A 22,103-nucleotide genomic window follows, 5' to 3' on the forward strand; every position below is an offset into this window, starting at 1 on the left:
CGGGGCTGGCCTTTTGTTTTCCGGTGTCGGGCTTGTTCATCCGCAAACCTCATTGCGGCGACGACAGGTAAAGCCAGATTTCATTGCGCCGCATGAACCAGGGTTTGAATGGCGCGTCGTAGCGCGAGAACACCGGGTCGCCGGTCCAAGCCATGTCGGCGGCGCGCAATGCTGACTGCAGTTTGCCCAGATGCTCGGTGTAGTTCGATTCTGACCAGAAGCCCGAGTAGCGGATGACGGCCACCTGACCTGGCGATACGTCGCGCAGCTGGATGCGCGCATCGAGGGGTTCCGGTGCGTCGGCTGCCGTCACGCCCTTGGGCAGCACGAACTGCACGAGGAAGCCGGCTTGCGACGCGGTCTGGGTGACCGGAGCGGTCATCGGCAGTTTCACGGACGCCGGGGCCTGCGTGACCGGTGCGGTCATCGCGAACTTCTTCTCGCCCTTGTTCTTGCCGAAGATGTATCCCGCCAGAATCGGGAAGGCCTGGCTGCCCGCTTCGTCCGCGGGTCCGGGTACCACGACCTCGGCCACCGAATAGTCGACGTACTGCCGCACCTCGAAATCGGCGAGTGTGCGGACGACCTGGTATTCGGGTTCTTCCGTGGCGTGGAGTGGCATGGAAAGGCCGATCAGCAAAAGTGTCGAGACCAGCAGCCTGCCCCAGGCGGGGACGCGCCGGGTTGGCACGACGAAGGGCGGAACGGAATGCATCGGAGCGGGCCCTCGTTGTGTGCGTGAGGCTGAGGCCGATTCGTTTCACCGGGAGTTCCATGATTGAGCATCCAGCGCAACCACGTAGTGCGTTACCGAACGGACGACAACAAGCCGCGTGAGCCGCATCGTGTCATGTTCTGCGTATCGATTGCCTCTCTGCCGTTGATCGACGTTGCATGGCCACGTCCATGACTGCTTGCAACGGCATCAGGATCTTCAGCCATGTCGTACTTGGCTTCACGGCGACAGGCATCGCATACGCCGCCTGGATCGCCGTCAGCGAGAGGGCCTACTACGCCCCGATCTGACGAAGATTGCGCAGCACCGCGGCTCCGAGTACCTGAAGACCTACACGAAGGACCCGGCGAAGTTCTGCGACGAGCAGCGCACCGGCGGTTGATGTCCAAGCAGGACCTGACCGATGTCGAGATTGCCGATCTGTCTCATTTCTCGACTGGGTAAGCAAGGTGGATAACCAGGCCTGGCCGAGCACCGATCGATGCTGGATGCGATCCGGCACCGCTTCGAAATGCTGCGCGCGCAAAGCACGCTCTGCGCCGGCAATTCGATGGCGATGAACTCGATCTGGAGGCCTGCATCGATGCGCGGGCCGACCTGCACGCCGGGCATCCGATGACGCAGGCGCTGTACCGCTCGCAGAAGCGTACGAAGCGCGACATGGCCATCCTGCTGCTCGTCGATGTAAGCGGGTCGACCGACGGATGGGTGTCCAGCGGCCGCCGCGTCATCGATGTCGAACGCGAGGCGCTGCTCTTGGTGTGCATTGCCCTGGGTGCGATGGGTGAGCCGTACGCTGTGCAGGCGTTTTCCGGTCACGGTCCGCAGTCGGTCACTGTGCGCACCTTCAATCGCTTCGACGAACCGTACGGAAGCCCCGGTCGCCACGCGCATCGCAGCGCTCGAACCCGAACACTTCACCCGCGCAGGGGCTGCGATCCGCCATGCCAGCGCGACGCTGATGCGCGAGCCCGCGTCGCAACGTTTGCTGCTCCTGCTGTCCGACGGCAAACCTAAAAGTGTCGATGTCGAAGAGGGGCGTTACGGCGACGAAGACATGCGGGGTTCGATCGTCGAGGCGAAGCTGCAGGGCATCACACCCTTTTGCCTGACCGTGGATCGACATGCCGCCGGACAACTGCCCGGCGTCTTCGGTGCCCGCCAGTACGCGTTGCTTGCGAAGCTGTCGATGCTGCCGACCGTGTTGCTCGACTGGATGCATCGACTGGTCATGGCAGGCTAGGGTCTGTTCTCATTCGATAGCCTGAGCGGCGAATCGGGCACGACGGACTGCCTGCGCAGTCAGTCGCCGACGGCAGTCTTGCCCGAATGTCTGAGCCGCAACGCGTTGCCGATCACCGACACCGAACTCAGGCTCATCGCCAATGCCGCGATCATCGGCGACAGCAGCCAGCCGGTGAGCGGGTACAGCACGCCGGCGGCCAGCGGAATACCCAGCGCGTTGTAGACGAAGGCGAAGGCGAGGTTCTGCTTCATGTTCGCCACCGTTTCGTTCGAGATGATGCGGGCCTGTGCAATGCCGCGAAGATCGCCCTTGACCAGCGTCACCTGTGCGCTGTTCATGGCGACGTCGGTGCCCGTGCCCATCGCTACGCCGACGTCGGCCTTGGCCAGCGCGGGTGCATCGTTGATGCCGTCGCCCGCCATCGCCACGATGCGGCCTTCGCCTTGCAGCTTGCTTACCAACGCCAGCTTGTCGGCGGGCTTGACCCCACCATGCACTTCGTCGATGCCCAGCCGTGACGCGATGGCCTGCGCCGTGGTCAGGCCGTCGCCGGTGGCCATGATCACGCGCAGGCCAGCGTCCCTCAGTGCCGCCAGGGCTTCTGCGGTGCTGGCCTTTACCGGGTCGGACACGGCCAGCAAACCGGCCAGCCGGCCCTCGACGGCCAGCGCAATCACGCTGGCACCTTCGGCGCGCAGCGCCTCGGCCCGGTCCTTCAGGCTGTCGACGGCCACGCCGATCTGTTCCATCAGCGCTGTGTTGCCCAGCGCCAGCGCCTTGCCATCTACGGTACCGCGCACGCCGATGCCGGTGCCCGACTCGAAGTCTTCGGCCTGGTCGAGCGAGAGCTTGCGCTCCAGGGCTGCCGCCACGATGGCATGCGCCAACGGGTGTTCGCTGGCCTGGTCGAGGCTGGCCGCCAGCCGCAGCACCTCGTCCTCGGTGAATCCGGGGCTGGCAACCACGCGGTCGAAGCGCGGCCTGCCCTCGGTCAGCGTGCCGGTCTTGTCGACGATCAGCGTGTCCACTTTGCGGAAGTTCTCGATCGCCGCGGCGTCGCGGAACAGCACGCCCTGGGTGGCGGCCTTGCCGGTGGCGACCATGATCGACATCGGTGTGGCCAGCCCCAGGGCGCATGGGCAGGCCACGATGAGCACAGCGACCGCATTGATCAGTCCATAGACCCAGCTCGATTCACCGGCCGACGAAGGACCGAGGAAGCCCCAGGCGAAGAAGGTCAGGAGTGCGATGGCGACGACACTGACAACGAAGTAGCCGGCCACCTGGTCGGCCATGCGCTGCATTGGGGCGCGCGAGCGCTGGGCTTGCGCGACCATCTGCACGATGCCTGCCAGGACGGTCTGCGCACCCACCTTGTCGGCGCGCATCACCAGTGCGCCGCTGGTGTTGAGCGTAGCGCCGATCAGCTTGTCGCCGGGCGCCTTGGTGACCGGCATGGGTTCGCCGGTGAGCATCGACTCGTCGACCGCGCTGCCACCTTCGAGTACCTCACCGTCCACCGGCACCTTCTCACCCGGTCGCACACGCAGCCGATCGCCGGCATGCACGTCGGCCAGGGGCACGTCGTGCTCCGTGCCATCGTCGGCCAGACGACGCGCCGTCTTTGGCGCCAGCCCGAGCAGCGATTTGATGGCAGCCGAGGTTTGCGAGCGGGCCCTGCCTTCCAGCATCTGCCCGAGCAGCGTCAGCGAAATGATCACTGCTGCAGCCTCGAAGTACACGGCTACATGTCCCATCGAGACGAACGACGCCGGGAACACCTGTGGCGTAACGGTGGCGATCACGCTGTAGACGAAGGCCGAGCCCGTTCCCAGGCTGATCAGCGTCCACATGTTGGGACTGCGGTGAGCGATGGACTGCACGCCGCGCACGAAGAATGGCCAGCCGGCCCAAAGCACCACGGGCGCGGTGAAGGCAAGCTCGATCCAGTTCTGCGTGCCCCGGTCGAACAGCGCCAGACGGTGCCCGAACATCGCCAGCACGAAGACGACCACAGTCAGCGGCAGGGTCCAGTAGAAGCGTCGCTGGAAGTCCTCGAATGCCTTGTTGTCGTCCTCGCCCACGGCGGGCAGCACGGGTTCCAGCGACATGCCGCACTTCGGACAATCACCCGGCTGATCCTGGCGGATCTCCGGATGCATGGGACAGGTGTAAACCGCGCCTGGCGCTCCGGCCGTGTCCGTTTCGCCATGCACGGGCTGGGCAAGGATTGTGTCTTGACCGTGCTGACCGTCCGGGCGCAGTGCCTCCGTGACCATGATCAGGCTTGCGCGCAGGCGGTATGTCGAACGGGCACAGAAGTCACTTCTGCTTTCGCATCACAATCCACACCAGCAATCCGACGATCACGGCCAGAAGGACTGGAATCCACATTCCGCCGTAACCGCCCATCCACCCGCCCGTCCACCCGCTTCCGTTCATCATGTGCCCGTCCTGCCCGAGCACCTGGCCGGTAACCAGTGCGAGGGCCGCCGCCATTGCACGTTCGAATCTGAATTTCATGAGGTTTCCTCCTTCGAAATCGGTCGTGTCGAACACGACGTCAGGAGCGCAACGCTAGGCCGCGCCGCCGGGTCCATCTGTACGGAGGCGAACGCAACCCGATCTGTCACCCGCCGCCGGGCGCGTCGGCCGCCATCGCGGCAGGCTTTCGCCCTGGGCTGAACCCCGGCACGCTGGCTTGGCTGAGCGTGTCAGTACGAACACTGAAACCCAAACCGGTTGAACAACAGCCGGGGGTCAATTCCTGATGTCGCCGGACAAAGGTGCACGGCGCCGCCTCAACATCCGGTGCGATCCATCGATGTATCGGCACTCAGCGGAAAATTGATCATCGCGATTCGTCCGTGAGCGAAGGTCGGTGGACGGCGGGCTGACATGCACGCGTGATTCAGCCCGCGCCGGACGACGTGTTCGGACATGCTTTTCACCGCCGGCAGGTCGGGGCGATGTGTCGGCGAATCTCGGCTCACGGCAAACGCCGCACATGGGATGCCTTGCAGGCAATGGATGCATCGGTCACCGACACATTCATCCGGTGCTGTCTGCGGACCTGTGCAGGCAATCAGATTCAGTGATGCCGGTTTTCGCTGCTGTCGGGGATGCATCGGACGTCCCGGCATCGGCAAAAAGCAGTTCCCTGATTTGACCTCGTTCGGCAGCGGTGGGCCAAACGGCGTTTTCGAGCGTGGTGGCGTGTTTTTGCGCTGCGATGGCCGCGTGCGCCGGATCGATGCGTCCTTGCGCGTCGAAACCTACTAGGCTGTACGTCTCGTTGACGACGCTATCCGGGGCATCGTCTTTCAGATTCACGTACCAGATGGCGAGACGCAAGGTCTGTCCCGCCATGGCATCAAGCTTCGCCTCGCCGCGCACCAGTGCAACGTACAAGGCGTGGGGGACCGCATGGACACCCCTGCTTTCGTCGAGCAGGAAAACATAGGAAGCATGCGCAGCCTCGTCGGCTCCGGCAGTACCGGTGCAGGCCTGCACCGACCGGCCTGAAGCATCGGGCGAGCTGTACACCGGCGCAAAGCCACCACCCGGCGTGCGGAAGTTGGTGGTCTGTCCCTGGTACATCCGGGCCGCCACCCACTGTACTGCGCCGTTGTAAGCGTAGGCGCGAAGGTCGTACTTCATGGCCTTGGGGGCCCGCTGTGCCTCCGCCGCTCGCGGGTCGTCGATCACCCGTTCCCCTGGCGCAACGATGGCCTGGGCTACGTATTCACCCGCCAGGATGTCATGCCAGACCCGCTTCGTCAGCTTGTCTCCCCGATAGGCCGCGCGGCCGCCGAAGCCGGCAACGGGTTTGAAGAACAGACTGCGGCGCGCGTCCCACAAGCGCTGCGCATCGCCGGCATCCACCACCTCGGTGTGCGGCACGTGCTCGAGCAGTATTTGCTGCGTGGCATGCGGTACGCCTAGGGCTTGCAGTCGCGCAGCGTCGCTGAACAGCGCGAGGAGCCGCTTGTCGGCGTACAGCGCATGGGCCTGCGGGTGCGGTGTCAGCACCACGGCATGCTGCAGGTACGCTTCACGCAGTGCAGCGCTGCCCGGCTGCTCGAGGTAGAAATCGGTCAAGCGGTTATAGACCAGATCAATGGCCAGGTCGCCGTGCCACAGCATGCCATCGCGCCATTCGAGCGCAGCCGGATCGGCGATTACCGTTCGCAGGCCATGGCGTTCGAACAATTGCTGGAACAACAGGAACTCGGGGTAGAGGTACTGATCCTGGGGTGCCACGTCGACGATGGCGATGCTGGCCAGTGCTTGCGTGCTTGCGGACAAGCAGCTCGTCTCATGCGCCAACGCCCACTCATGCCGGAACATGGCGACGATCTGCTGCTCGAAAAAAATGACGCTGGCCAGTGTCGGCACCATTGAATCGACTGCCGCGCAGCAGGCACGCTGCGCTCGTGCCAGCACGGCGTTGAGCATGGCCCCGCCAGCGTTGGTGTTGATTTCGATCAGTCCGAGATGCCCTTGGCTCAGATGGAAGTCATAGCCGAAGAAAGCACCTAGCGGCCCGCGCGCCCCCAGCCGTGCGATGGCTGGCGCCGCGCCCAGCACCTGCTCCCTGTAGGCCGGAAGCGCCACCACCGACTCAACGGCCTCCATCACCTGTGCCATTCGATGCAGCTGCGGCGTCGCAACGAATACGGGCAGGGCTGCGAAGAGAAACGGCGAGCGCTGCCGGACCATCTCGGCCAGCCCGGGCTGGCCCAGTTCCAGATCGAGGGCATGCGCCAGCGCCTTCCCGTCGAGGCTCAAGCAGAAGCAAGCACTGTTGAGCATGTCGACTGAGCTGCGGCGCGCCTCACGAGGGAGCTGTCGCAAGTTAGCGTTTTTGGTGTTGTCGGCGGTCATGTCCTCAGGCGGAGCGCGTTGGCGATTGACCATCGGCACACAGCGAGTCAAGGCGATTCAAGAAAATACCCGTTGCACCGCGGCTGTCGGTGCGCCGGCCCACCGATTCCACAATCGACACGACGACCCGCAAGGTGAGCGACCGTGGCGTGCGGCAACGAACGGACACCCTCTCCCGGCAGGTGCAGCGTGGACGATTGAAACCAAATGTGCGAGTGCCGGAAAAGGTCGCCAAGTTGACGCCGACATCTACGCCACGTTTGCCGGCGATCGGCGTCCACCTCTCGTTCGGCACAGACCCGTACCGCGTTCGATCAGTGAAATGACGTGCAACGCCAGCGTCTGGTTTCTGCACACTCATCGCGATCGCGATTGACCGCCAGCTGCTTAATTTTTTCCTTGAGGTCCCCCATGAAAAACATCCGCAATCTTTCCCTTGCCCTGGCCCTCTCTGCCATCGGTGCGCACAGTTGGGCCGCCGAGCACGATCACCACGAGGGACATCACGCAAAGGGCTCTGCTGACGCTTCCAAGTCCATGCCCGGCAAGACATCGCCGGAGATGGCCCGGATGGCGAACCACATGAAGGCCATGCAGGATATGCATGGGAAGATGATGAACGCCAAAACGCCCGAAGAACGTAATTCGTTGATGGGCGAGCACATGAAGATGATGCATGAAGGCATGGGCATGATGACGGGTATGGGCGGCATGGCTGATTCCAAAAATCCGACCACCATGGGCCATCGCCAGAACATGATGGAGCACCGCATGGACATGATGCAGAACATGATGCAGATGATGATCGATCGTCTTCCGCAGACGCCGGCAAAACCGTGAGAAGGATGCCGTAGACGAGCGGCGCGGCAATGGGGCGCCGTGCCGAACTGCGCTGAACTACGTCTGAAAGCGTCGGACCATCGCACAGGGCGTCGAGCCCACGATGGCGCTATTCAGGCCCTAAGCACTCGGTATCATGCGGCGCTCTCGTCGGCGCTTGCCGTGCGCTGCAGAAGCGACGACCGTTGGCCCTGAAAGACTTTCAGCGAGTATCGTTTTCGTCGCGGTAATCACGCCATCGATCGCCGTAAGACTCACTGCACACCCACTGTCATATGCCTTGGCATTTTTCTTGTCAATGCCGATATTCATGACCCGCTTGCGCACGCCGGCGAGCACGTGAGGCGCGGCGGCCCATGTCAGGGCGAGCAGCAGCACCCCCCGACCATGGCGTATCGACCGCTTCGCGCTGCGACTCGAACGCGGCTTCGCTGGCGAGCGAACGGTCGAGCACCAGTGCGAGCACGGGAAGACCGAACAACAGCAGCACGCCCGAGATTCGGTGCCCGATCGATGCGATCGCGCCGATCGGGAATCGGATACGGAAGATATTCAGGGATTTCGGCGCGTCGCGGAATGGAGATTGCATGCTTGCCTCCATGAGGCATCGGTCGCACGGGCCAAGACGGCAGGATGGTCAATCGAGGTGGGTCTGGTTCGACGCGATTCACCGATACAGGTGCTTCAGGTCTGGACGGCCGGCATACCGACGCGAGAAGCACAACGCTAGGCCACGCTGCCTGGTCCATTTGTATGGAGGGGAACGCATGCGATCTGCTTCCCCGCGGTGCGAGCTCTGGCGCGGCGGGGTCGACAGGCCCGCCTGGCAACGGCGGTCGAGGTCGATGACAACAGACTACCTCGGGCAGGACCCTCGTACGCTCATGGCCCGGGTGTTGCGGGCGCCTGTCGGATCCGGCGGCGTCGCAGCAGCTTTCGCCCTTCACTGAACCACAGCACGCCGCTGGCCATCGCCACACACACGCCCCACTGGCCGGCCGAGAGCGGCACGGTGCCGAAGGCTAGGTTGAGGAAAGGCAGGTGCACCACCGCGACCTGCAGCGCGGTCGACAAGGCCACCGCAGCCCACAGCCAACGATTCGAGAAAGCCGCCCGGAACGCCGAGGCGGTCGCCGAGCGCGCATTGAAGCAGTTGAACAGCTGCGTCAGCACCAGCACCGTGAAGGCGGCGGTGCGTGCGTGTTCCAGGCTGTGCGGGTCGGCGCTGAGCCAGCCGTTCACCGGTTCGATCAACCCGCCGGGCAGAAACAGATCCAGCGTCAGCAGGGTCAGCACCGCCATCACCACGCCGCCTTCCACCACACTCCACGCCATGGCCGAATCCAGAATGCGCTGGCTGCGCGGGCGCGGATGGCGTGCCATGACGTCGTCGGCAATCGGGTCCACGCCCATGGCCAGCGCAGGCCCGGTATCGGTGATGAGGTTGATCCACAGGATCTGCGTAGCCAGCAGCGGCAGCACCACCGCGCCGCCCGAGCCGGTGGCTGTGGCCTCCAGGCCGATGGCACCGGCCCCCACCACGCCGGCAAACACTGTCAGTACCTCGGCCAGGTTCGACGACAGCAGGTAGCGCAGGAACTTGCGGATGTTGTCGAGCACGCCCCGCCCTTCGCGCACCGCCAGTACGATGGTTGCGAAGTGGTCGTCGGCCAGGATCATGCGCGCCGCTTCCTTGCTGACCTCGGTGCCCGCCACGCCCATCGCGACGCCGATGTCGGCGGCCTTCAGCGCCGGTGCATCGTTGACGCCATCGCCCGTCATCGCCACCACCTGGCCGCTGGCCTGCAGCGCCTGCACGATGCGCAGCTTGTGCCGCGGTGCCACGCGGGCGAATACCGATGTATTCAGTGTGGCGGCGGCAAAGGCCTTGTCGTCGCTCAGCCGGTCGAGTTCGATGCCGGTGAGGACCGGCGCCCCGGCATCGACGATGCCGAGATCGGCTGCGATGCGCGCGGCGGTTCGCGGGTGGTCGCCGGTGATCATGATCACGCGGATGCCGGCCTCGCGGGCTTCGGCGATGGCCACCGCAGCCTCCTCGCGCGGCGGGTCGATGATGCCGACGGTGCCGAGGTACTCCAGACCCTGCTCGAGCGCCGCGGCCTCGTCCGCATCGTCGGGAATCTGCGCATCCGGCGCCAGTGTGCGGCGCGCCACGGCCAGCGTGCGCAGTGCGTCGCCGGCCATCGCCGCCACGTCGGCCAGCACCTGCGCGTGCAGGCTCGCATCCAGCGCCACCGTGACCTCACCCTGGCGTGCGTGGGTGCAGTGCGCCAGCAGCACGTCGGGCGCACCCTTGGTGAAGAGCACGCGCGCATCGCCGTCGCCATGGTGCGCCACCAGCACCGACATCATCTTGCGCTGCGAGGTGAAGGGGATCTCGCCGATGCGTTCGTAGCGTTCCTTCGTCCCGGGCGCGGCCTCGCTTTTGGCCGGGTCACCCAGCTTGCGTTCGGCCACCAGGAACGCGGCTTCGGTCGGATCGCCCTGGATGACCCAGGTGCCGGCGTCGTCCTGCTGCAGATGGGCGTTGCCGGCCAGGCTGCCGCCGCGCAGCACGGCCTGCAGCTCCTGGCGCAGCGGGCCTGCGGTCAGCTCAACACCGGCCGCCTCGACGCGCCCCTTGGGGGCGTAGCCGACGCCAGTGATATCGCTGCGCCCCGAGGCCGTCATCACCCGCTGCACCGTCATCTCACCGCGCGTCAGCGTGCCGGTCTTGTCCGAAGCGATGACCGAGGCCGAGCCCAGCGTCTCGACCGAAGCCAGCTTCTTGACGATGGCGTTGTGGTGCGCCATCCGGCGTACCCCCATCGCCAGCACCACCGACAGGATCGCCGGCAGGCCTTCGGGCACGGCGGCCACGGCCAGCGATACCCCGAGCAGCAGCACGGCGACCACATCGGACACGCCATGGATGTCGGCAGTGAGCAGAATCGTGGCTACCACTGCGGCGGCGATGGCCAGCGCAGCGATGCCCAGCATCTTGCCCAGGTGCGCGATCTCGACCTGCAGGGGGGTAGGTGCGTCGGGCGTGGTGTCCAGCAAGGTGGCGATGCCGCCCATCTCGGTCTGCATGCCGGTGGCGGTGACGATGGCGTGCCCGGTGCCCTGCGCGACCGCGGTGCCCTTGAAGACCATGTTCAGCCGGTCGCCCAGGGCCGCAACCGCAGGCAGCGGTGCCGCATTTTTCAGTACCGCCTCGCTCTCGCCCGTCAGCGGCGCTTCCAGCAGCATCAGCGCGGCGGCCTGCACAAGTCGCGCATCGGCGCCCACGGCGTCGCCCTCGGCGAGCACCAGCACGTCACCCTTCACGAGTTCGGCACTGGGCACCCGGGCCACGGCGCCGTCGCGCAGCACGGCCGACGTGGCGGTGGTCATCTTCGCCAGCGCCGCCACCGCCTGCGCCGCCTTGGACTCCTGCAGCCAGCCCAGCACCGCATTCAGCACCACCACGCATGCGATGACGATGGCGTCCAGCGGCCAGCCCGCCGCACCTGCCTGACCCCGGCCTTCGAACCACCAGGCGGCCAGGGCCACGGCCGCTGCCGCGCCGAGCAGATAGACCAGGGGATCCTGCAACTGCGCCAGCGCACGGCGCCAGGGGGGCACGGGCGGCAGGGCGCGCAGTTCGTTGAGGCCGTCCGCCTGCAGCCGCTGCGCGGCTTCTTCGGCACCGAGGCCGCTCGACGGGTCGGTACCGAGCGCCGCCGCCAGATCGGTGATGTCGATCAGCGAAGGGTCGTCCGGTCGCGCGCCGGCAAGTTCTACCGGTCGCACGGGCTGCAGCAGTCGATGGCGTCGGCCCTGTCATCGAAGCAGCGATCTTTCACGTCGCCGACGGCGAAGTCCTGCAGGTCCGTTGTTTGTCGAAGCATCGTGTGCCGGCTTTCATCTGTTTCGAAAACACGGCGCCTGCAGTGAGCAGGGGCCGCAAATGCGCGGCAGATGTGCGGTCGGCCGGCCGTCGCACCCGGAGGCACGTTACTTCAAGATGCGCATCGAGAGGCGATGCGTCGGTGCGATGACGTACAGGGCGGCCTCCCTGCCGACGCGGGATATACTCGATTCGTCGTTCGGGAGCCTTGGTGACTGGGGAATGAGGCGTGCTCCGGCGCGAAGGCTCACGCTCGGCCGCTGGCCCGTCCGGCGCCCGCCCGTGGGGCTTTTTCGGGCGCACGCACTGGAGGCGAGTCATCTTGAAGGCACTGCTGCTGAAGTACTGGGAACGCCTGCGATCCAGTTTCTGGTTCGTACCTGCGGCGATGGCCTGTCTTGCCGTGGCGTTGGCGTTCGGAGCCGTTGCGCTCGACCGGGCCGTTACCGACGACTGGCTGGAGCGTCTGGGCTGGCGCTATTCCGGGGGTGCAGAGGGCGCGAGCCTGATGTTGAGCACCGTAGCCGGGTCGATGATCGCCATCGCAGGAACCGTGTTCTCGATGACGCTGGTCGCGATGTCGCTGGCGTCGTCACAGCTGGGGCCCCGCCTGTTGCGCAATTTCATGCGCGACACCGCCAACCAGCTGGTGCTGGGCACTTTCGTGGCTACCTTCGTCTACTGCCTGCTTGTGCTGCGCACCATACGGCGCGCCGACGAAGTGGCCTTCGTGCCTCAGCTGTCCGTCAGCGTCGGCGTGCTGCTGGCCGTGCTCAGCATCGGGGTACTGATCTACTTCATCCATCATGTATCCGTGTCGATCCAGGCGGATGTGGTCGTGGCCCGGGTCAGCGACGAGCTGCACGACGGGATCGACAGGATGTTTCCCGGACACCTCGGAAAGTCCCGATCGGAAACGCCGAACCCACCGGATGAAGCCGAGCTGCCGGCCGTTTTCGCGCGCGAAGCGCGTCCCGCGGGGGCGCTCGAAGACGGTTATCTCCAGTTGATCGATGCCGACGCTCTGATGGAACTGGCCCGTGAGCAGGATCTGCTGCTGCAGCTGGAATGCCGGCCCGGGCACTACCTCGTCCGCGGACAGACGATGGTCATGGTCTGGCCGGGCGATCGCGTGACCGAGGAACTGGTGGACCAGCTGAACGCCGCCTTCGTGCTCGGCAACCAGCGCACCGCCACCGCGGACATCGAGTTCTCCTTCCTGCAGTTGGTCGAGATCGCCGTGCGCGCGTTGTCCCCGGGCATCAACGACCCGTTTACGGCGATCGCCTGCGTGGACAGACTGGGATCGGCCCTGTGCCGTCTGGCCCGGAGCGACATGCCATCGCCCTTCCGGTTCGACGATCTCGGGCAGCTGCGGCTGGTGGCCAACGGGTACACCTTTGCAGGCGTCACGGACACGGCCTTCAACCAGATCAGGCAGAACGCGCGGTCGAACCCGGCCGTGGCGATCCGCATGCTCGATGCGATCGCTCAGATCGCCGGCCACGTGCGCAGCGCGCAGGATGCGGCCTGTCTGCGCCGCCACGCTGACATGATCGTCCGGGGCGCGCGCGAGGCCGTGCCGGAAGCGGGCGATCGGCTCGACGTCGAGGCACGCTACCTTGCCGCGACAACGCCGCTGCGCGAACTTCACGGCGCGGCCGGCGACGAGGCCGGCAGCTGAGCGCGCAGTTGCGTCCGGGCACCGGCATCGCGCCTCACGCTTGCCGGGGGTGTTCAGGATCTGCCGGATCGCCTTGCGTCGCACAGGCAGTTCGCGGTCGAGGAACGCGCGTCCCGGTCGCGCTGCGCACAGGGTGGTGGATCCGCTCGATCGGTATGCAGAAATCTGCGCGCTGATCGCCACGCCGGGTATCTGGCACAACGTGCGATGACGTACGGACGAGGTCGCGCGATCTGGCCAGACTGGCCGATCGCCGCATGCTGCGGCTGACATCGCCGGTGTGCCACCGGTCGAACCGGGGCCCGTCGCATGCATCGAGAAGGCACCGCCACGCGGGCCGGCGTCATTGCGGCAGTCCGCGGCAGCGTCGTGGATATGCGATTCGACGGCCCGTTGCCCGCGATTCATTCACTGCTGCGCGCCGGTGACGGCGGTCGCGTGGCCATCGAGGTGCTCGCCCAGCGCGACGCGCAACACGTGCGTGGCATCGCGCTGACGCCCACCCAGGGGCTGGCGCGCGGCATGTCTGTGCGGGACTCCGGCGGGCCGCTGCAGGCGCCGGTGGGGAAGGCCATCCTGTCGCGCATGCTCGACGTCTTCGGCAACACCATCGACCGTGGCCCGCCGCTGGATGGCGAGGCGAATGTCGAATGGCGTTCGGTGCACCGCGCACCGCCTCCGCTGATGCAGCGTTCGACGAAGTCCGAGGTGTTCGAGACCGGCATCAAGGCCATCGACGTGCTCACGCCGCTGGAGCGCGGCGGCAAGGCGGGACTGTTCGGCGGCGCCGGTGTCGGCAAGACGGTGCTGCTGACCGAAATGATCCACAACATGATCGGCCATCAGCAGGGCGTGAGCATCTTCTGCGGCATCGGCGAACGTTCGCGCGAAGGCGAAGAGCTCTACCGCGAAATGAAGGCTGCCGGCGTACTGCCGCACATGGTGATGATCTTTGCGCAGATGAACGAGCCGCCGGGTGCGCGCTTTCGCGTCGGTCATGCGGCGCTGACCATGGCCGAGTATTTCCGCGATGACGAACAGCGCGACGTGCTGCTGCTGGTCGACAACATCTTCCGCTTCATCCAGGCCGGCGCCGAAGTGTCGGGCCTGATGGGGCAGATGCCGTCGCGCCTGGGTTACCAGCCGACCATGGGTACCGAACTGGCGGCGCTGCAGGAGCGCATCGCCAATACCGACAGTGGCGCCATCACGGCGATTCAGGCGGTGTATGTGCCGGCCGATGACTTCACCGACCCCGCGGCGGTGCACACCTTCTCGCACCTGTCGGCGTCCATCGTGCTGTCGCGCAAGCGCGCCAGCGAAGGCCTGTTTCCGGCCATCGACCCGCTGCAGTCCAGCTCGAAGATGGTTACCCCGGGCATCGTCGGCGAGCGCCACTACGCGCTGGCGCAGGCCATCCGCCGCACGCTGGCCCAGTACGCCGAATTGAAGGACATCATCGCGATGCTCGGGCTGGAGCAGCTGTCGCCCGAGGACCGCAAGGTGGTGGCACGCGCGCGCCGGCTCGAGCGCTTTCTCACGCAGCCCTTCTTCACGACCGGGCAATTCACCGGCCTCGCCGGCAAGCTCGTCAGCCTGACCGACGCCCTGGACGGCTGCGAACGGATCCTGGCTGACGAGTTCAAGGACTTGCCCGAGCGCGCGCTGTACATGATCGGAGGGGTGGACGAAGCCACGGCGAAGGCGAAAGCCAGGCCCGAACGTGGAACCGAGCCTGAGGGGCAGATCGCCGACGAGGAGGCGCATGCTGTCGATGACGCTTAGAGTGCTGCTGCCGTTCGAGCTCTTCGTCGACGAGACGGCCGTGGCGCGCATCGTCATCGAGACGGCGCAGGGGGCGTTCGGCCTGCTGCCGAGGCGACTTGACTGCGTGGCGGCCCTGGTGCCGGGCATCGTGACCTACGAGGCCGAAGGCCGGGGCGAAGTGTTTCTGGCGGTGGACGAGGGCGTGCTCGTCAAGTGCGGCGACCGGGTCGTGATTTCAGTGCGGCGTGCGGTACGCGGCAAGGACCTCGCCCGCTTGCGTGATGTCGTTGAGCAGGAGTTCCTGACGCTCGACGCGCAGCAGGAGGACATGCGCGCGGCGATGGCCAGACTGGAGTCCGGTTTTCTGCGGCGGTTCGCGACGCTGCAGGACCATGTCTCATGAATCAGGACCCGAAACGCAGGGCGCCGGGTCCGGTCCCGCCGACGCTGGCCGACCAGGTTGGCGCCAAGGCAAGGCGCAAGCTCAGGGCCCGCCGCGCCGGTCCGCCGGGGGTGTGGTCCGGCCTGGGCATGATGGGTTTGATCGGCTGGTCGGTGGCGTTGCCGACGCTGCTCGGCGCGGCCCTCGGTCTGTGGCTGGATCAGCGCTATCCCGGCGGACGTGCGTGGACGCTGGCTCTGCTGATGGCGGGATTGGCCATCGGCTGCCTGAATGCCTGGCATTGGGTGGCCCGGGAAGATCAGGCAATGCGGGACGAGCAGGAGCGTTCCGATGGCTGATGCCGGAATCTGGGCTGGAGCCATGCTGGCGGGTGCTGTGCTGGGGGCCGTCTTCTTCGGCGGGCTGTGGTGGACGGTGCAGCGGGGTATGGTCTCGGCCGCGCCGGCGCGCTGGCTCTTCGCCAGCCTCGTCGTGCGCACCGCAGTCGTGCTGGCGGGCTTCCATGCTGTGGGAGCCGGGCAAGCTGGTCGGCTGGGAGTCTGCCTGCTGGGATTCCTGCTTGCGCGGGCCCTCATCCTGCGCGCCACGCGACCGGCTGCCGCCGTGATGGGGCCCCCATGCGCCTGACACCGGATGAGTGGATCTTCTGGCAGCACGGCTTCGTCAAGCTCAACGCCACCATCGCATTCACCTGGGCGCTGATGGCGGTGCTGACCATCGGGGCCGCGCTCGTCACACGCCGGCTCGCCACCGGCCACGAACGCTCGCGCTGGCAGAACCTGCTGGAGATCGTCGTCACCGGCATCGTGGCGCAGATCGGGGATGTCGGCTTGAAGGAGCCACGCCGCTACCTCGGGTTTCTCGGCACGCTGTTCCTGTTTGTCGCCGCGTCGGCACTGGCCACCGTGTTGCCCGGCTTCGAGCCGCCCACCGCGTCGCTGTCGACAACCGCAGCGCTGGCGCTGTGCGTGCTGGTGGCGGTGCCGCTGTTCGGCATCTCGGGCAAGGGCCTGACTGCGTACCTGAAGTCGTATGTCGAACCGACGCCGATCATGCTGCCATTCAACCTGATCAGCGAGGTCTCGCGCACGCTGGCGCTGGCCGTGCGTCTGTTCGGCAACATGATGAGCGGCGCCATGATCATCGCCATCCTGCTGTCGATCGCGCCTTTCGTCTTCCCCATCGCGATGACGATGCTGGGCCTGCTCACCGGCATGGTGCAGGCCTACATCTTCACCATCCTGGCGGCGGTGTACATCGCCGCCGCGGCCAGCAACCCGGGCAGCAGCAGGTCGGGGCCGCGCCCGAAAGCGGCGGCCTGAGTCGCGCCGCGCTCTCCGATCCATCACTTCAAGGACACACACATGGATTCTCTCACCTGGATCGCCGTCGCCTCCATCGTCATGGCTGGCCTGACCACCGGCTTCGGCACCATGGGGCCGGCGCTGGCCGAAGGCCGGGCCGTGGCCGTTGCGCTCACCTCACTGGCCCAGCAGCCCGATGCCTCGGCCACCATTACGCGCACGCTGTTCGTCGGCCTGGCGATGATCGAATCGACGGCCATCTACTGCTTCGTCGTGTCGATGATCCTGATCTTCGCCAACCCGTTCTGGACTGCCGCGATCGCCGTCGCCAGCCCGGCGGGGGGGCAGTAGTCGGTGCTCATCGACTGGTTCACCGTCGGCGCGCAAGTGCTGAACTTCATCATTCTGGTGTGGTTGATGAAACGGTTCCTGTATTGGCCGGTGCTGGACGCCATTGCGACCCGGGAGCTGAAGATTGCCGCAGCACTGGCGGACGCCGCGACCACCAAGGCCGAGGCGCACCGGCAGCAGGATGCGTTCCGGCAGAAGAATCTGGCATTCGACGAACAACGCACAGCCCTGCTGCGCGAGGCCCGGGACTCCGCGAAGGCCGAAGGTGAGCGCCTGCGGCTCGAAGCCCGCGAGGCGGCCGACAGAGCGAGCGCCCGACGCGCGAATACACTGCTGGCCGATGTTCAGCATCTGCACGCCGAGATCGCCCGCCACACCCAGCAGCAGGTCTTCGACATTTCGCGCCGGGTGCTCGGCGATCTCGCAGGCGTCGGTCTCGAACAGCGCATGTGCGAGGTTTTCATCCAGCGCCTGCAGGACATCGAAGGCGCTGCGCTGGCTACACTCGGTGCAGCACTGAGGGCGGTGTGCGCTGCCGAGCCGGCCGGGCTGCGCAGCGCCTTCGCGCTGGCGGCACCGCAGCAGGCGGCAATCCGGGCCGCCCTGGATGCGCTTGTCGGGCAGCCAGTCCCGCTGAAGTTCGACACCACGCCCGGGCTGGTCGGCGGCATCGAACTCAGCGCGCAGGGGCAGAAGCTGGCCTGGAGCATCCCGGACTACCTCGGTGCCCTGTCATCGGACCTGGAAGCGCGGCTGGCAGTGAAGGTGCCGGCGTGACGGCCCTGGCGCCCGCTTCGCTGCACAGCGTGGTGCGGGATGCATTCGCCGGCATGGCCGAGCGGCTGCAGGCCTTCACGCCGCAACTTGTGCTGCGCGAGGTGGGCACGGTCGCCAGCGTCTCCACGGGCATTGCACGGGTGCAGGGCCTGCCCGGCGTCGGCTTCGAGGAGCTTTTGTGGTTCGAAGGTGGGCTGTCGGGATTCGCCTTCAACCTCGACGAGGACGGCGTCGACGTCGTGCTGCTGGGTGATCACGCTCACCTGCGTGCCGGCCAGGAGGTGCAGCGCAGCGGCCGCGTGATGGACGTGGCGGTGGGTGACGCGCTGCTGGGCCGCGTGATCGACCCGCTGGGCCGGCCGCTGGACGGCGCTGGCCGTGTGGCGAGCGGGAAACGCCTGCCCATCGAGCGGCCGGCGGCGGCCATCATGGACCGCGCCCCCGTGATCGAACCGCTGCAGACCGGCCTCAAGGTCATCGACGCGCTGATTCCCATCGGGCGCGGGCAGCGCGAACTGATTCTGGGCGATCGCCAGACCGGCAAGACCGCGATCGCCATCGACACCATATTCAACCAGCGCGGCACCGGCGTGCTCTGTGTCTATTGCGCCATCGGCCAGCGCGCGTCGGCGGTCGCCAAGGTGGTGGCCAGGTTGCGCGAGCATGGAGCGCTGGCCCACACCGTGGTGGTGGTAGCCGAAGGCAATGAAGCGCCCGGCCTCGCCTACATCGCGCCTTACGCCGCCACTAGCATTGCCGAGCACTTCATGGAGACAGGTCGCGACGTGCTCATCGTCTACGACGACCTCACCCATCACGCGCGCGCCTACCGCGAACTGTCGCTGCTGCTGCGCCGCCCGCCGGGGCGGGAGGCCTTTCCGGGCGACATCTTCTACATCCATGCGCGCATGCTGGAGCGTGCCACCCATCTGAACGCCGCGCGCGGCGGCGGCTCGCTCACCGCCTTGCCCATCATCGAGACCGAAGCGCAGAACATTTCGGCCTACATCCCGACCAACCTGATCTCGATCACCGACGGCCAGATCGTGCTGTCTCCCTCCCTTTTCGAACTGGGCGTGCTGCCGGCCGTCGATGTCGGCCAGTCGGTGTCGCGCGTGGGCGGCAAGGCGCAGCGTGCGGCCTATCGTGCGGTCGCCGGTGATCTCAAGCTGGCCTATGCGCAGTTCGAAGAACTCGAAACCTTCGCCCGCTTCGGCGCCCGGCTGGACGAAGACACGCGGCTGTCCATCGCGCACGGCAAGCGCCTGCGCGCATGCCTGGGCCAGCCGGAGCTGTCGCCGGTGTCAGTGCCGGCGCAGATCGCCATTCTGCTGGCGCTGAACGCGGCGCTGTTCCACCCCGTAGCGCTGGACCGCATGACCGGTGCCCAGCGCGCCGTTGAAACCGCAGCCAATGCACTGCCCGACGATCTGCTCGGGCGACTGGCCGATGCCGACAGCCTGGCCGACGCCGATCGAGAGCGTGTCACCGCTGCCGCCCGTGAGGCACTTGCAACGTTTCTGGTCCAGGGGGAACCGAACACGGTTGCACCCGCTGCCGGGCCAGGGGCACAACCGAAGGAGTCGACATGAAAACCACGCATGCACCCGACACACTCACCCAGGCCAGCTTCGCCGATCTGGCGTCGTTTCAGGGGCGACCTTGCCTGTCGCTCTATCAGCCGACCCATCGGCGCCATCCGGACAATCAGCAGGACCTGGTCCGGTTCCGCCATCTGCTTAAGGCGCTGGAGACGTCGCTAAGACAGAAGCATGAAATAGATGGCGTCAAGCACCTGCTCGAGTCCTTCGAGGCGCTCGCGCAGGACGAGGATTTCTGGAACCACACGCTCGACGGCCTGGCCGTGCTGGGCGCGCCGGGCCTGTTCCGCGTGTTCATCCTTCAGCGCCCGCTGGCCGAACTGGCTGTGGTTGCCGACAGCTTCCATACCAGGCCGCTCCGCCGCTGGCTGCAGTCGACCGGCCGCTACCAGGTGCTGGCGCTGAGCCTCGACAAGGCACAACTTTTCGAAGGCGATCGCCATGCGCTCGATGCCGTGGCACTGGGGGCCGACGTACCGCAGACGATGACCGCGGCACTGGGTGAGGAGCGCACCGATCCGCACAGCACGGTGTCATCATACGGTGGCGTCGGCGGCGGACACATGGCGATGCATCATGGTCAGGGTGGCAGGAAGGACGAAATCGAAGGCGACGCCGAGCGCTACTTCCGTGCGGTGGACCGCGCCGTGCAGGAACACCACTCTCGCCCGTCGGGTCTGCCTTTGATGCTGGCGGCCCTGGCCGAACACCACCACCTGTTTCGCAAGGTCAGCCACAACCCGTTGCTGATGGCCGACGGCCTCATGGTCGACCCCCGGGGCCTGACGCCTGACGCCTTGCGGCAGCGCGCCTGGGAGGTGGCAGCGCCGCAGCAGCAGGCGCTGCAGATCGCGTGGAGCGACGCCTACGAGGCTGCCGCGGCGAGGGGGCTTGGCAGCGACGATCTGTCCGAGGTCGCTCATGCCGCGGTGGCCGGCCGCGTGGCGACGCTGCTGATCGAGGCCGAGCGCGAATTGCCAGGACGCATCGACGGTGCGACCGGGCGCATCGATGCTGCCGATCTCGACAGCCCGCAGGTGGACGACATGCTCGACGACCTGGGTGCGATGGTCGAGCGCATGGGCGGTGAGGTCCATGTCCTGCCCGCCGAGCTCATGCCTTGCCGCACGGGCGTGGCGGCGAGCTTTCGTCACTGATGAACATCAATGATGCCGAATGCATCCCGAATTCCACTGGAGAACCCAATGAAAATACAACTCAATACCGACGTCCACATCGAAGGCAACGAAGCCCTCGCGGCACAGGTCAGCGCCACGGTCGGGCAGGCGCTGGAACGCTTCAGTGAGCACGTCACGCGGGTGGAGGTTCACCTCAGCGACGAGAACGGCGACAAGAGCGGGCAGCAAGATCAGCGCTGCATGCTGGAGGCCCGCCTCGAAGGGCGGCAGCCAGTGGTGGTGACGGACTACGCTGCGACGCCGGAGCGTGCGTTGCACGGCGCTGTGCAGAAGTTGGTACGTTTGCTGGACAGCACGCTCGGACGGCTGCACGACCAGCGCGACAACGCATCCGGCCCGGCCACAGCGGGGACGGAACCCGCAGCACGCTGAGGGCCCCTTGATGGCAACCACCACGACCGCATTGCGCCGTCAGATCGGCAGTGCCGGGGATCTCAAGTCCGTGGTGCGCACCATGAAGGCGTCCGCGGCATCCGCCATCGGGCAGTACGAAAGGTCGGTGGCCGCCATTGCAGACTACGCAAGCACGGTCGAACGCGGGCTTGGCGTGTGCCTGCGCGCGGTCGACCCAGGCGCGTCCCGCGCATACGCCTCTCCGGCACATGCCGGAGGCACCGTCCTGCATGTCGTCGTGTTCGGCTCCGATCAGGGGCTGGTGGGCCGGTTCAACGAGGTGGTGGTCGAGCATGCGATGGGGCAGCTGGGCGACTTGCCCGCCGGGGCGAGGGTCTGGGCGGTCGGCGAGCGTGTGCAGGCTCGCCTGCACGATGCGGGCTTGCCGCTTGCGGGTTCGTTCCCGGTCCCCGGATCGGTGGCGCTGATCACGCGCCTCGTCGGGCAGATCCTGCTTGAGGTCGAGAGCGGGTCGATCAGTGAATCGGCAGCCGAGTCGGCAGGTCAATCGGCCTTCGAATCGGCCTTCGAATCGGCGGGACGAGCACTGTTGCTCGTATACAACCGGCCCACCGGCGCCGGCTACAGCCCCGTGAGCCAGCGCCTGTTGCCGCTGGACGAACGCTGGCAACGCGAACTGGCCAGTCGGCCGTGGCCCGCAGGCAGCGCCTGCTCCGCCTTGCCGGAAGTCCTGGGCACGGGCCCGCAGGCGCTGCGCGCATTCATCCGCGAGCATCTTTTCGTCTCGGTTTTTCGCGCCAGTGCCGAGTCGCTCGCCAGCGAGAACGCGAGCCGCCTTGCCGCGATGCAGCGCGCCGATCGCAACATCGGCGAGTTGCTGACGGATCTCGGCGCGAGATTCCATCGGCTTCGTCAGAGCGGCATTGACGAAGAGCTGTTTGACGTCGTCGCCGGGTTCGACGCGATGACGCCCGAGCCCGCGCGCTGAGGATGGCGCAGTCCGTTCGGCGTCGCACAGAGGGCAAACCCGGAAGGCGCTAAATTCATGATTTTCCGGCCCCC

Annotated in this window: 21 protein-coding genes; 14 read left to right on the forward strand and 7 right to left on the reverse strand. The window is 66.4% G+C overall.

The annotated features are described in order from the left end of the window. Positions 1-49: 49 nt before the first annotated feature. Both NMQ16_RS17480 and NMQ16_RS17485 read right to left on the reverse strand, forming a co-directional pair. Positions 50-622, reverse strand: coding sequence for a heme-binding protein (locus NMQ16_RS17480; protein WP_257082241.1), 573 nt, complete (start codon positions 620-622; stop codon positions 50-52). Between the two features lie 444 nt (positions 623-1,066). Next, positions 1,067-1,630, reverse strand: coding sequence for a hypothetical protein (locus NMQ16_RS17485; RefSeq protein WP_257082242.1), 564 nt, complete (start codon positions 1,628-1,630; stop codon positions 1,067-1,069). Positions 1,631-1,697: 67 nt separating this feature from the next. Between NMQ16_RS17485 and NMQ16_RS17490 the strand changes: the two genes are divergently transcribed. Beyond that, positions 1,698-1,979: a hypothetical protein gene (locus NMQ16_RS17490; protein WP_257082243.1), complete on the forward strand. Its 282-nt coding sequence runs from the start codon at positions 1,698-1,700 to the stop codon at positions 1,977-1,979. Between the two features lie 59 nt (positions 1,980-2,038). On the opposite strand, the gene NMQ16_RS17495 is transcribed toward NMQ16_RS17490, so the two are convergent. The 3 genes from NMQ16_RS17495 to NMQ16_RS17505 form a co-directional block, all read right to left on the reverse strand. Then, positions 2,039-4,144, reverse strand: a complete 2,106-nt coding sequence (locus tag NMQ16_RS17495; RefSeq protein WP_373566809.1) for a copper-translocating P-type ATPase — start codon at positions 4,142-4,144, stop codon at positions 2,039-2,041. Between the two features lie 160 nt (positions 4,145-4,304). Continuing rightward, entirely contained in the window at positions 4,305-4,505 is a 201-nt protein-coding gene (locus tag NMQ16_RS17500) for a hypothetical protein (protein ID WP_257082246.1), read from the reverse strand. Between the two features lie 528 nt (positions 4,506-5,033). Continuing rightward, a complete protein-coding gene (locus NMQ16_RS17505; RefSeq protein WP_257082247.1) occupies positions 5,034-6,869 on the reverse strand; it encodes a hypothetical protein in 1,836 nt (611 codons plus the stop codon). A 411-nt stretch (positions 6,870-7,280) separates the two neighbouring features. Between NMQ16_RS17505 and NMQ16_RS17510 the strand changes: the two genes are divergently transcribed. Further along, complete coding sequence (locus tag NMQ16_RS17510) at positions 7,281-7,709, forward strand: hypothetical protein (protein ID WP_257082248.1); 429 nt, start codon at positions 7,281-7,283, stop codon at positions 7,707-7,709. 295 nt (positions 7,710-8,004) lie between these two features. On the opposite strand, the gene sdhC is transcribed toward NMQ16_RS17510, so the two are convergent. Together sdhC and NMQ16_RS17520 are read right to left on the reverse strand one after the other, a co-directional pair. Then, positions 8,005-8,310 (reverse strand): succinate dehydrogenase, cytochrome b556 subunit, encoded by a 306-nt coding sequence (sdhC, locus tag NMQ16_RS17515; RefSeq protein WP_257082249.1) that lies wholly within the window; start codon positions 8,308-8,310, stop codon positions 8,005-8,007. 281 nt (positions 8,311-8,591) lie between these two features. Next, positions 8,592-11,504: a cation-translocating P-type ATPase gene (locus tag NMQ16_RS17520; protein ID WP_373566810.1), complete on the reverse strand. Its 2,913-nt coding sequence runs from the start codon at positions 11,502-11,504 to the stop codon at positions 8,592-8,594. A gap of 419 nt (positions 11,505-11,923) precedes the next feature. Here NMQ16_RS17520 and NMQ16_RS17530 point away from each other — a divergent pair, with 419 nt between their 5' ends. The 12 genes from NMQ16_RS17530 (at position 11,924) to NMQ16_RS17585 (ending at position 22,029) form a co-directional block, all read left to right on the forward strand. Continuing rightward, positions 11,924-13,285, forward strand: coding sequence for a DUF2254 domain-containing protein (locus tag NMQ16_RS17530; RefSeq protein WP_257082250.1), 1,362 nt, complete (start codon positions 11,924-11,926; stop codon positions 13,283-13,285). Positions 13,286-13,594: 309 nt separating this feature from the next. After that, positions 13,595-15,070 carry a F0F1 ATP synthase subunit beta gene (gene atpD, locus NMQ16_RS17535; protein WP_257082251.1) on the forward strand — a complete coding sequence of 492 codons (1,476 nt, stop codon included), beginning with the start codon at positions 13,595-13,597 and terminating at the stop codon, positions 15,068-15,070. Next, on the forward strand, positions 15,051-15,455 hold the full coding sequence (locus tag NMQ16_RS17540; protein ID WP_257082252.1) for a F0F1 ATP synthase subunit epsilon: 405 nt from the start codon (positions 15,051-15,053) through the stop codon (positions 15,453-15,455). Before atpD ends, NMQ16_RS17540 begins: the two co-directional genes overlap by 20 nt. After that, complete coding sequence (locus NMQ16_RS17545; RefSeq protein ID WP_257082253.1) at positions 15,452-15,793, forward strand: AtpZ/AtpI family protein; 342 nt, start codon at positions 15,452-15,454, stop codon at positions 15,791-15,793. The genes NMQ16_RS17540 and NMQ16_RS17545 overlap by 4 nt, the downstream gene beginning before the upstream one ends. Further along, positions 15,786-16,082, forward strand: coding sequence for an ATP synthase subunit I (locus NMQ16_RS17550; protein WP_257082254.1), 297 nt, complete (start codon positions 15,786-15,788; stop codon positions 16,080-16,082). Before NMQ16_RS17545 ends, NMQ16_RS17550 begins: the two co-directional genes overlap by 8 nt. Further along, on the forward strand, positions 16,073-16,777 hold the full coding sequence (locus NMQ16_RS17555) for a F0F1 ATP synthase subunit A (RefSeq protein WP_257082255.1): 705 nt from the start codon (positions 16,073-16,075) through the stop codon (positions 16,775-16,777). Before NMQ16_RS17550 ends, NMQ16_RS17555 begins: the two co-directional genes overlap by 10 nt. A 42-nt stretch (positions 16,778-16,819) precedes the next feature. Then, positions 16,820-17,110: a F0F1 ATP synthase subunit C gene (locus tag NMQ16_RS17560; RefSeq protein WP_257082256.1), complete on the forward strand. Its 291-nt coding sequence runs from the start codon at positions 16,820-16,822 to the stop codon at positions 17,108-17,110. A 3-nt stretch (positions 17,111-17,113) separates the two neighbouring features. After that, positions 17,114-17,887, forward strand: a complete 774-nt coding sequence (locus tag NMQ16_RS17565; RefSeq protein ID WP_257082257.1) for a F0F1 ATP synthase subunit B — start codon at positions 17,114-17,116, stop codon at positions 17,885-17,887. Positions 17,888-17,892: 5 nt separating this feature from the next. Further along, positions 17,893-19,479, forward strand: coding sequence for an alternate F1F0 ATPase, F1 subunit alpha (locus NMQ16_RS17570; RefSeq protein WP_306441905.1), 1,587 nt, complete (start codon positions 17,893-17,895; stop codon positions 19,477-19,479). After that, positions 19,476-20,645 carry a hypothetical protein gene (locus NMQ16_RS17575; RefSeq protein ID WP_257082259.1) on the forward strand — a complete coding sequence of 390 codons (1,170 nt, stop codon included), beginning with the start codon at positions 19,476-19,478 and terminating at the stop codon, positions 20,643-20,645. The genes NMQ16_RS17570 and NMQ16_RS17575 overlap by 4 nt, the downstream gene beginning before the upstream one ends. Before the next feature lie 48 nt (positions 20,646-20,693). Continuing rightward, the gene (locus tag NMQ16_RS17580) at positions 20,694-21,059 is read left to right on the forward strand and encodes an HPF/RaiA family ribosome-associated protein (protein WP_257082260.1); all 366 of its coding nucleotides are present in this window, start codon (positions 20,694-20,696) and stop codon (positions 21,057-21,059) included. 10 nt (positions 21,060-21,069) lie between these two features. Next, positions 21,070-22,029 (forward strand): F0F1 ATP synthase subunit gamma, encoded by a 960-nt coding sequence (locus tag NMQ16_RS17585; protein ID WP_257082261.1) that lies wholly within the window; start codon positions 21,070-21,072, stop codon positions 22,027-22,029. Positions 22,030-22,103: the final 74 nt, after the last annotated feature.

The sequence above is a fragment of the Methyloversatilis sp. XJ19-49 genome (genome assembly GCF_024580145.1).
Classification (GTDB): Bacteria; Pseudomonadota; Gammaproteobacteria; order Burkholderiales; family Rhodocyclaceae; genus Methyloversatilis.

Excerpts from the sequence above, each read along its gene's own strand:
- NMQ16_RS17480 (WP_257082241.1), bottom strand. The coding sequence starts at position 622 with ATGCCACTCCACGCCACGGAAGAACCCGAATACCAGGTCGTCCGCACA.
- NMQ16_RS17485 (WP_257082242.1), bottom strand. The coding sequence starts at position 1,630 with ATGCGCGTGGCGACCGGGGCTTCCGTACGGTTCGTCGAAGCGATTGAA.
- NMQ16_RS17490 (WP_257082243.1), top strand. The coding sequence starts at position 1,698 with ATGCGCGAGCCCGCGTCGCAACGTTTGCTGCTCCTGCTGTCCGACGGC.
- NMQ16_RS17495 (WP_373566809.1), bottom strand. The coding sequence starts at position 4,144 with ATGCATCCGGAGATCCGCCAGGATCAGCCGGGTGATTGTCCGAAGTGC.
- NMQ16_RS17500 (WP_257082246.1), bottom strand. The coding sequence starts at position 4,505 with ATGAAATTCAGATTCGAACGTGCAATGGCGGCGGCCCTCGCACTGGTT.
- NMQ16_RS17505 (WP_257082247.1), bottom strand. The coding sequence starts at position 6,869 with ATGACCGCCGACAACACCAAAAACGCTAACTTGCGACAGCTCCCTCGT.
- NMQ16_RS17510 (WP_257082248.1), top strand. The coding sequence starts at position 7,281 with ATGAAAAACATCCGCAATCTTTCCCTTGCCCTGGCCCTCTCTGCCATC.
- sdhC (WP_257082249.1), bottom strand. The coding sequence starts at position 8,310 with ATGGAGGCAAGCATGCAATCTCCATTCCGCGACGCGCCGAAATCCCTG.
- atpD (WP_257082251.1), top strand. The coding sequence starts at position 13,595 with ATGCATCGAGAAGGCACCGCCACGCGGGCCGGCGTCATTGCGGCAGTC.
- NMQ16_RS17540 (WP_257082252.1), top strand. The coding sequence starts at position 15,051 with ATGCTGTCGATGACGCTTAGAGTGCTGCTGCCGTTCGAGCTCTTCGTC.
- NMQ16_RS17545 (WP_257082253.1), top strand. The coding sequence starts at position 15,452 with ATGAATCAGGACCCGAAACGCAGGGCGCCGGGTCCGGTCCCGCCGACG.
- NMQ16_RS17550 (WP_257082254.1), top strand. The coding sequence starts at position 15,786 with ATGGCTGATGCCGGAATCTGGGCTGGAGCCATGCTGGCGGGTGCTGTG.
- NMQ16_RS17555 (WP_257082255.1), top strand. The coding sequence starts at position 16,073 with ATGCGCCTGACACCGGATGAGTGGATCTTCTGGCAGCACGGCTTCGTC.
- NMQ16_RS17560 (WP_257082256.1), top strand. The coding sequence starts at position 16,820 with ATGGATTCTCTCACCTGGATCGCCGTCGCCTCCATCGTCATGGCTGGC.
- NMQ16_RS17575 (WP_257082259.1), top strand. The coding sequence starts at position 19,476 with ATGAAAACCACGCATGCACCCGACACACTCACCCAGGCCAGCTTCGCC.
- NMQ16_RS17580 (WP_257082260.1), top strand. The coding sequence starts at position 20,694 with ATGAAAATACAACTCAATACCGACGTCCACATCGAAGGCAACGAAGCC.
- NMQ16_RS17585 (WP_257082261.1), top strand. The coding sequence starts at position 21,070 with ATGGCAACCACCACGACCGCATTGCGCCGTCAGATCGGCAGTGCCGGG.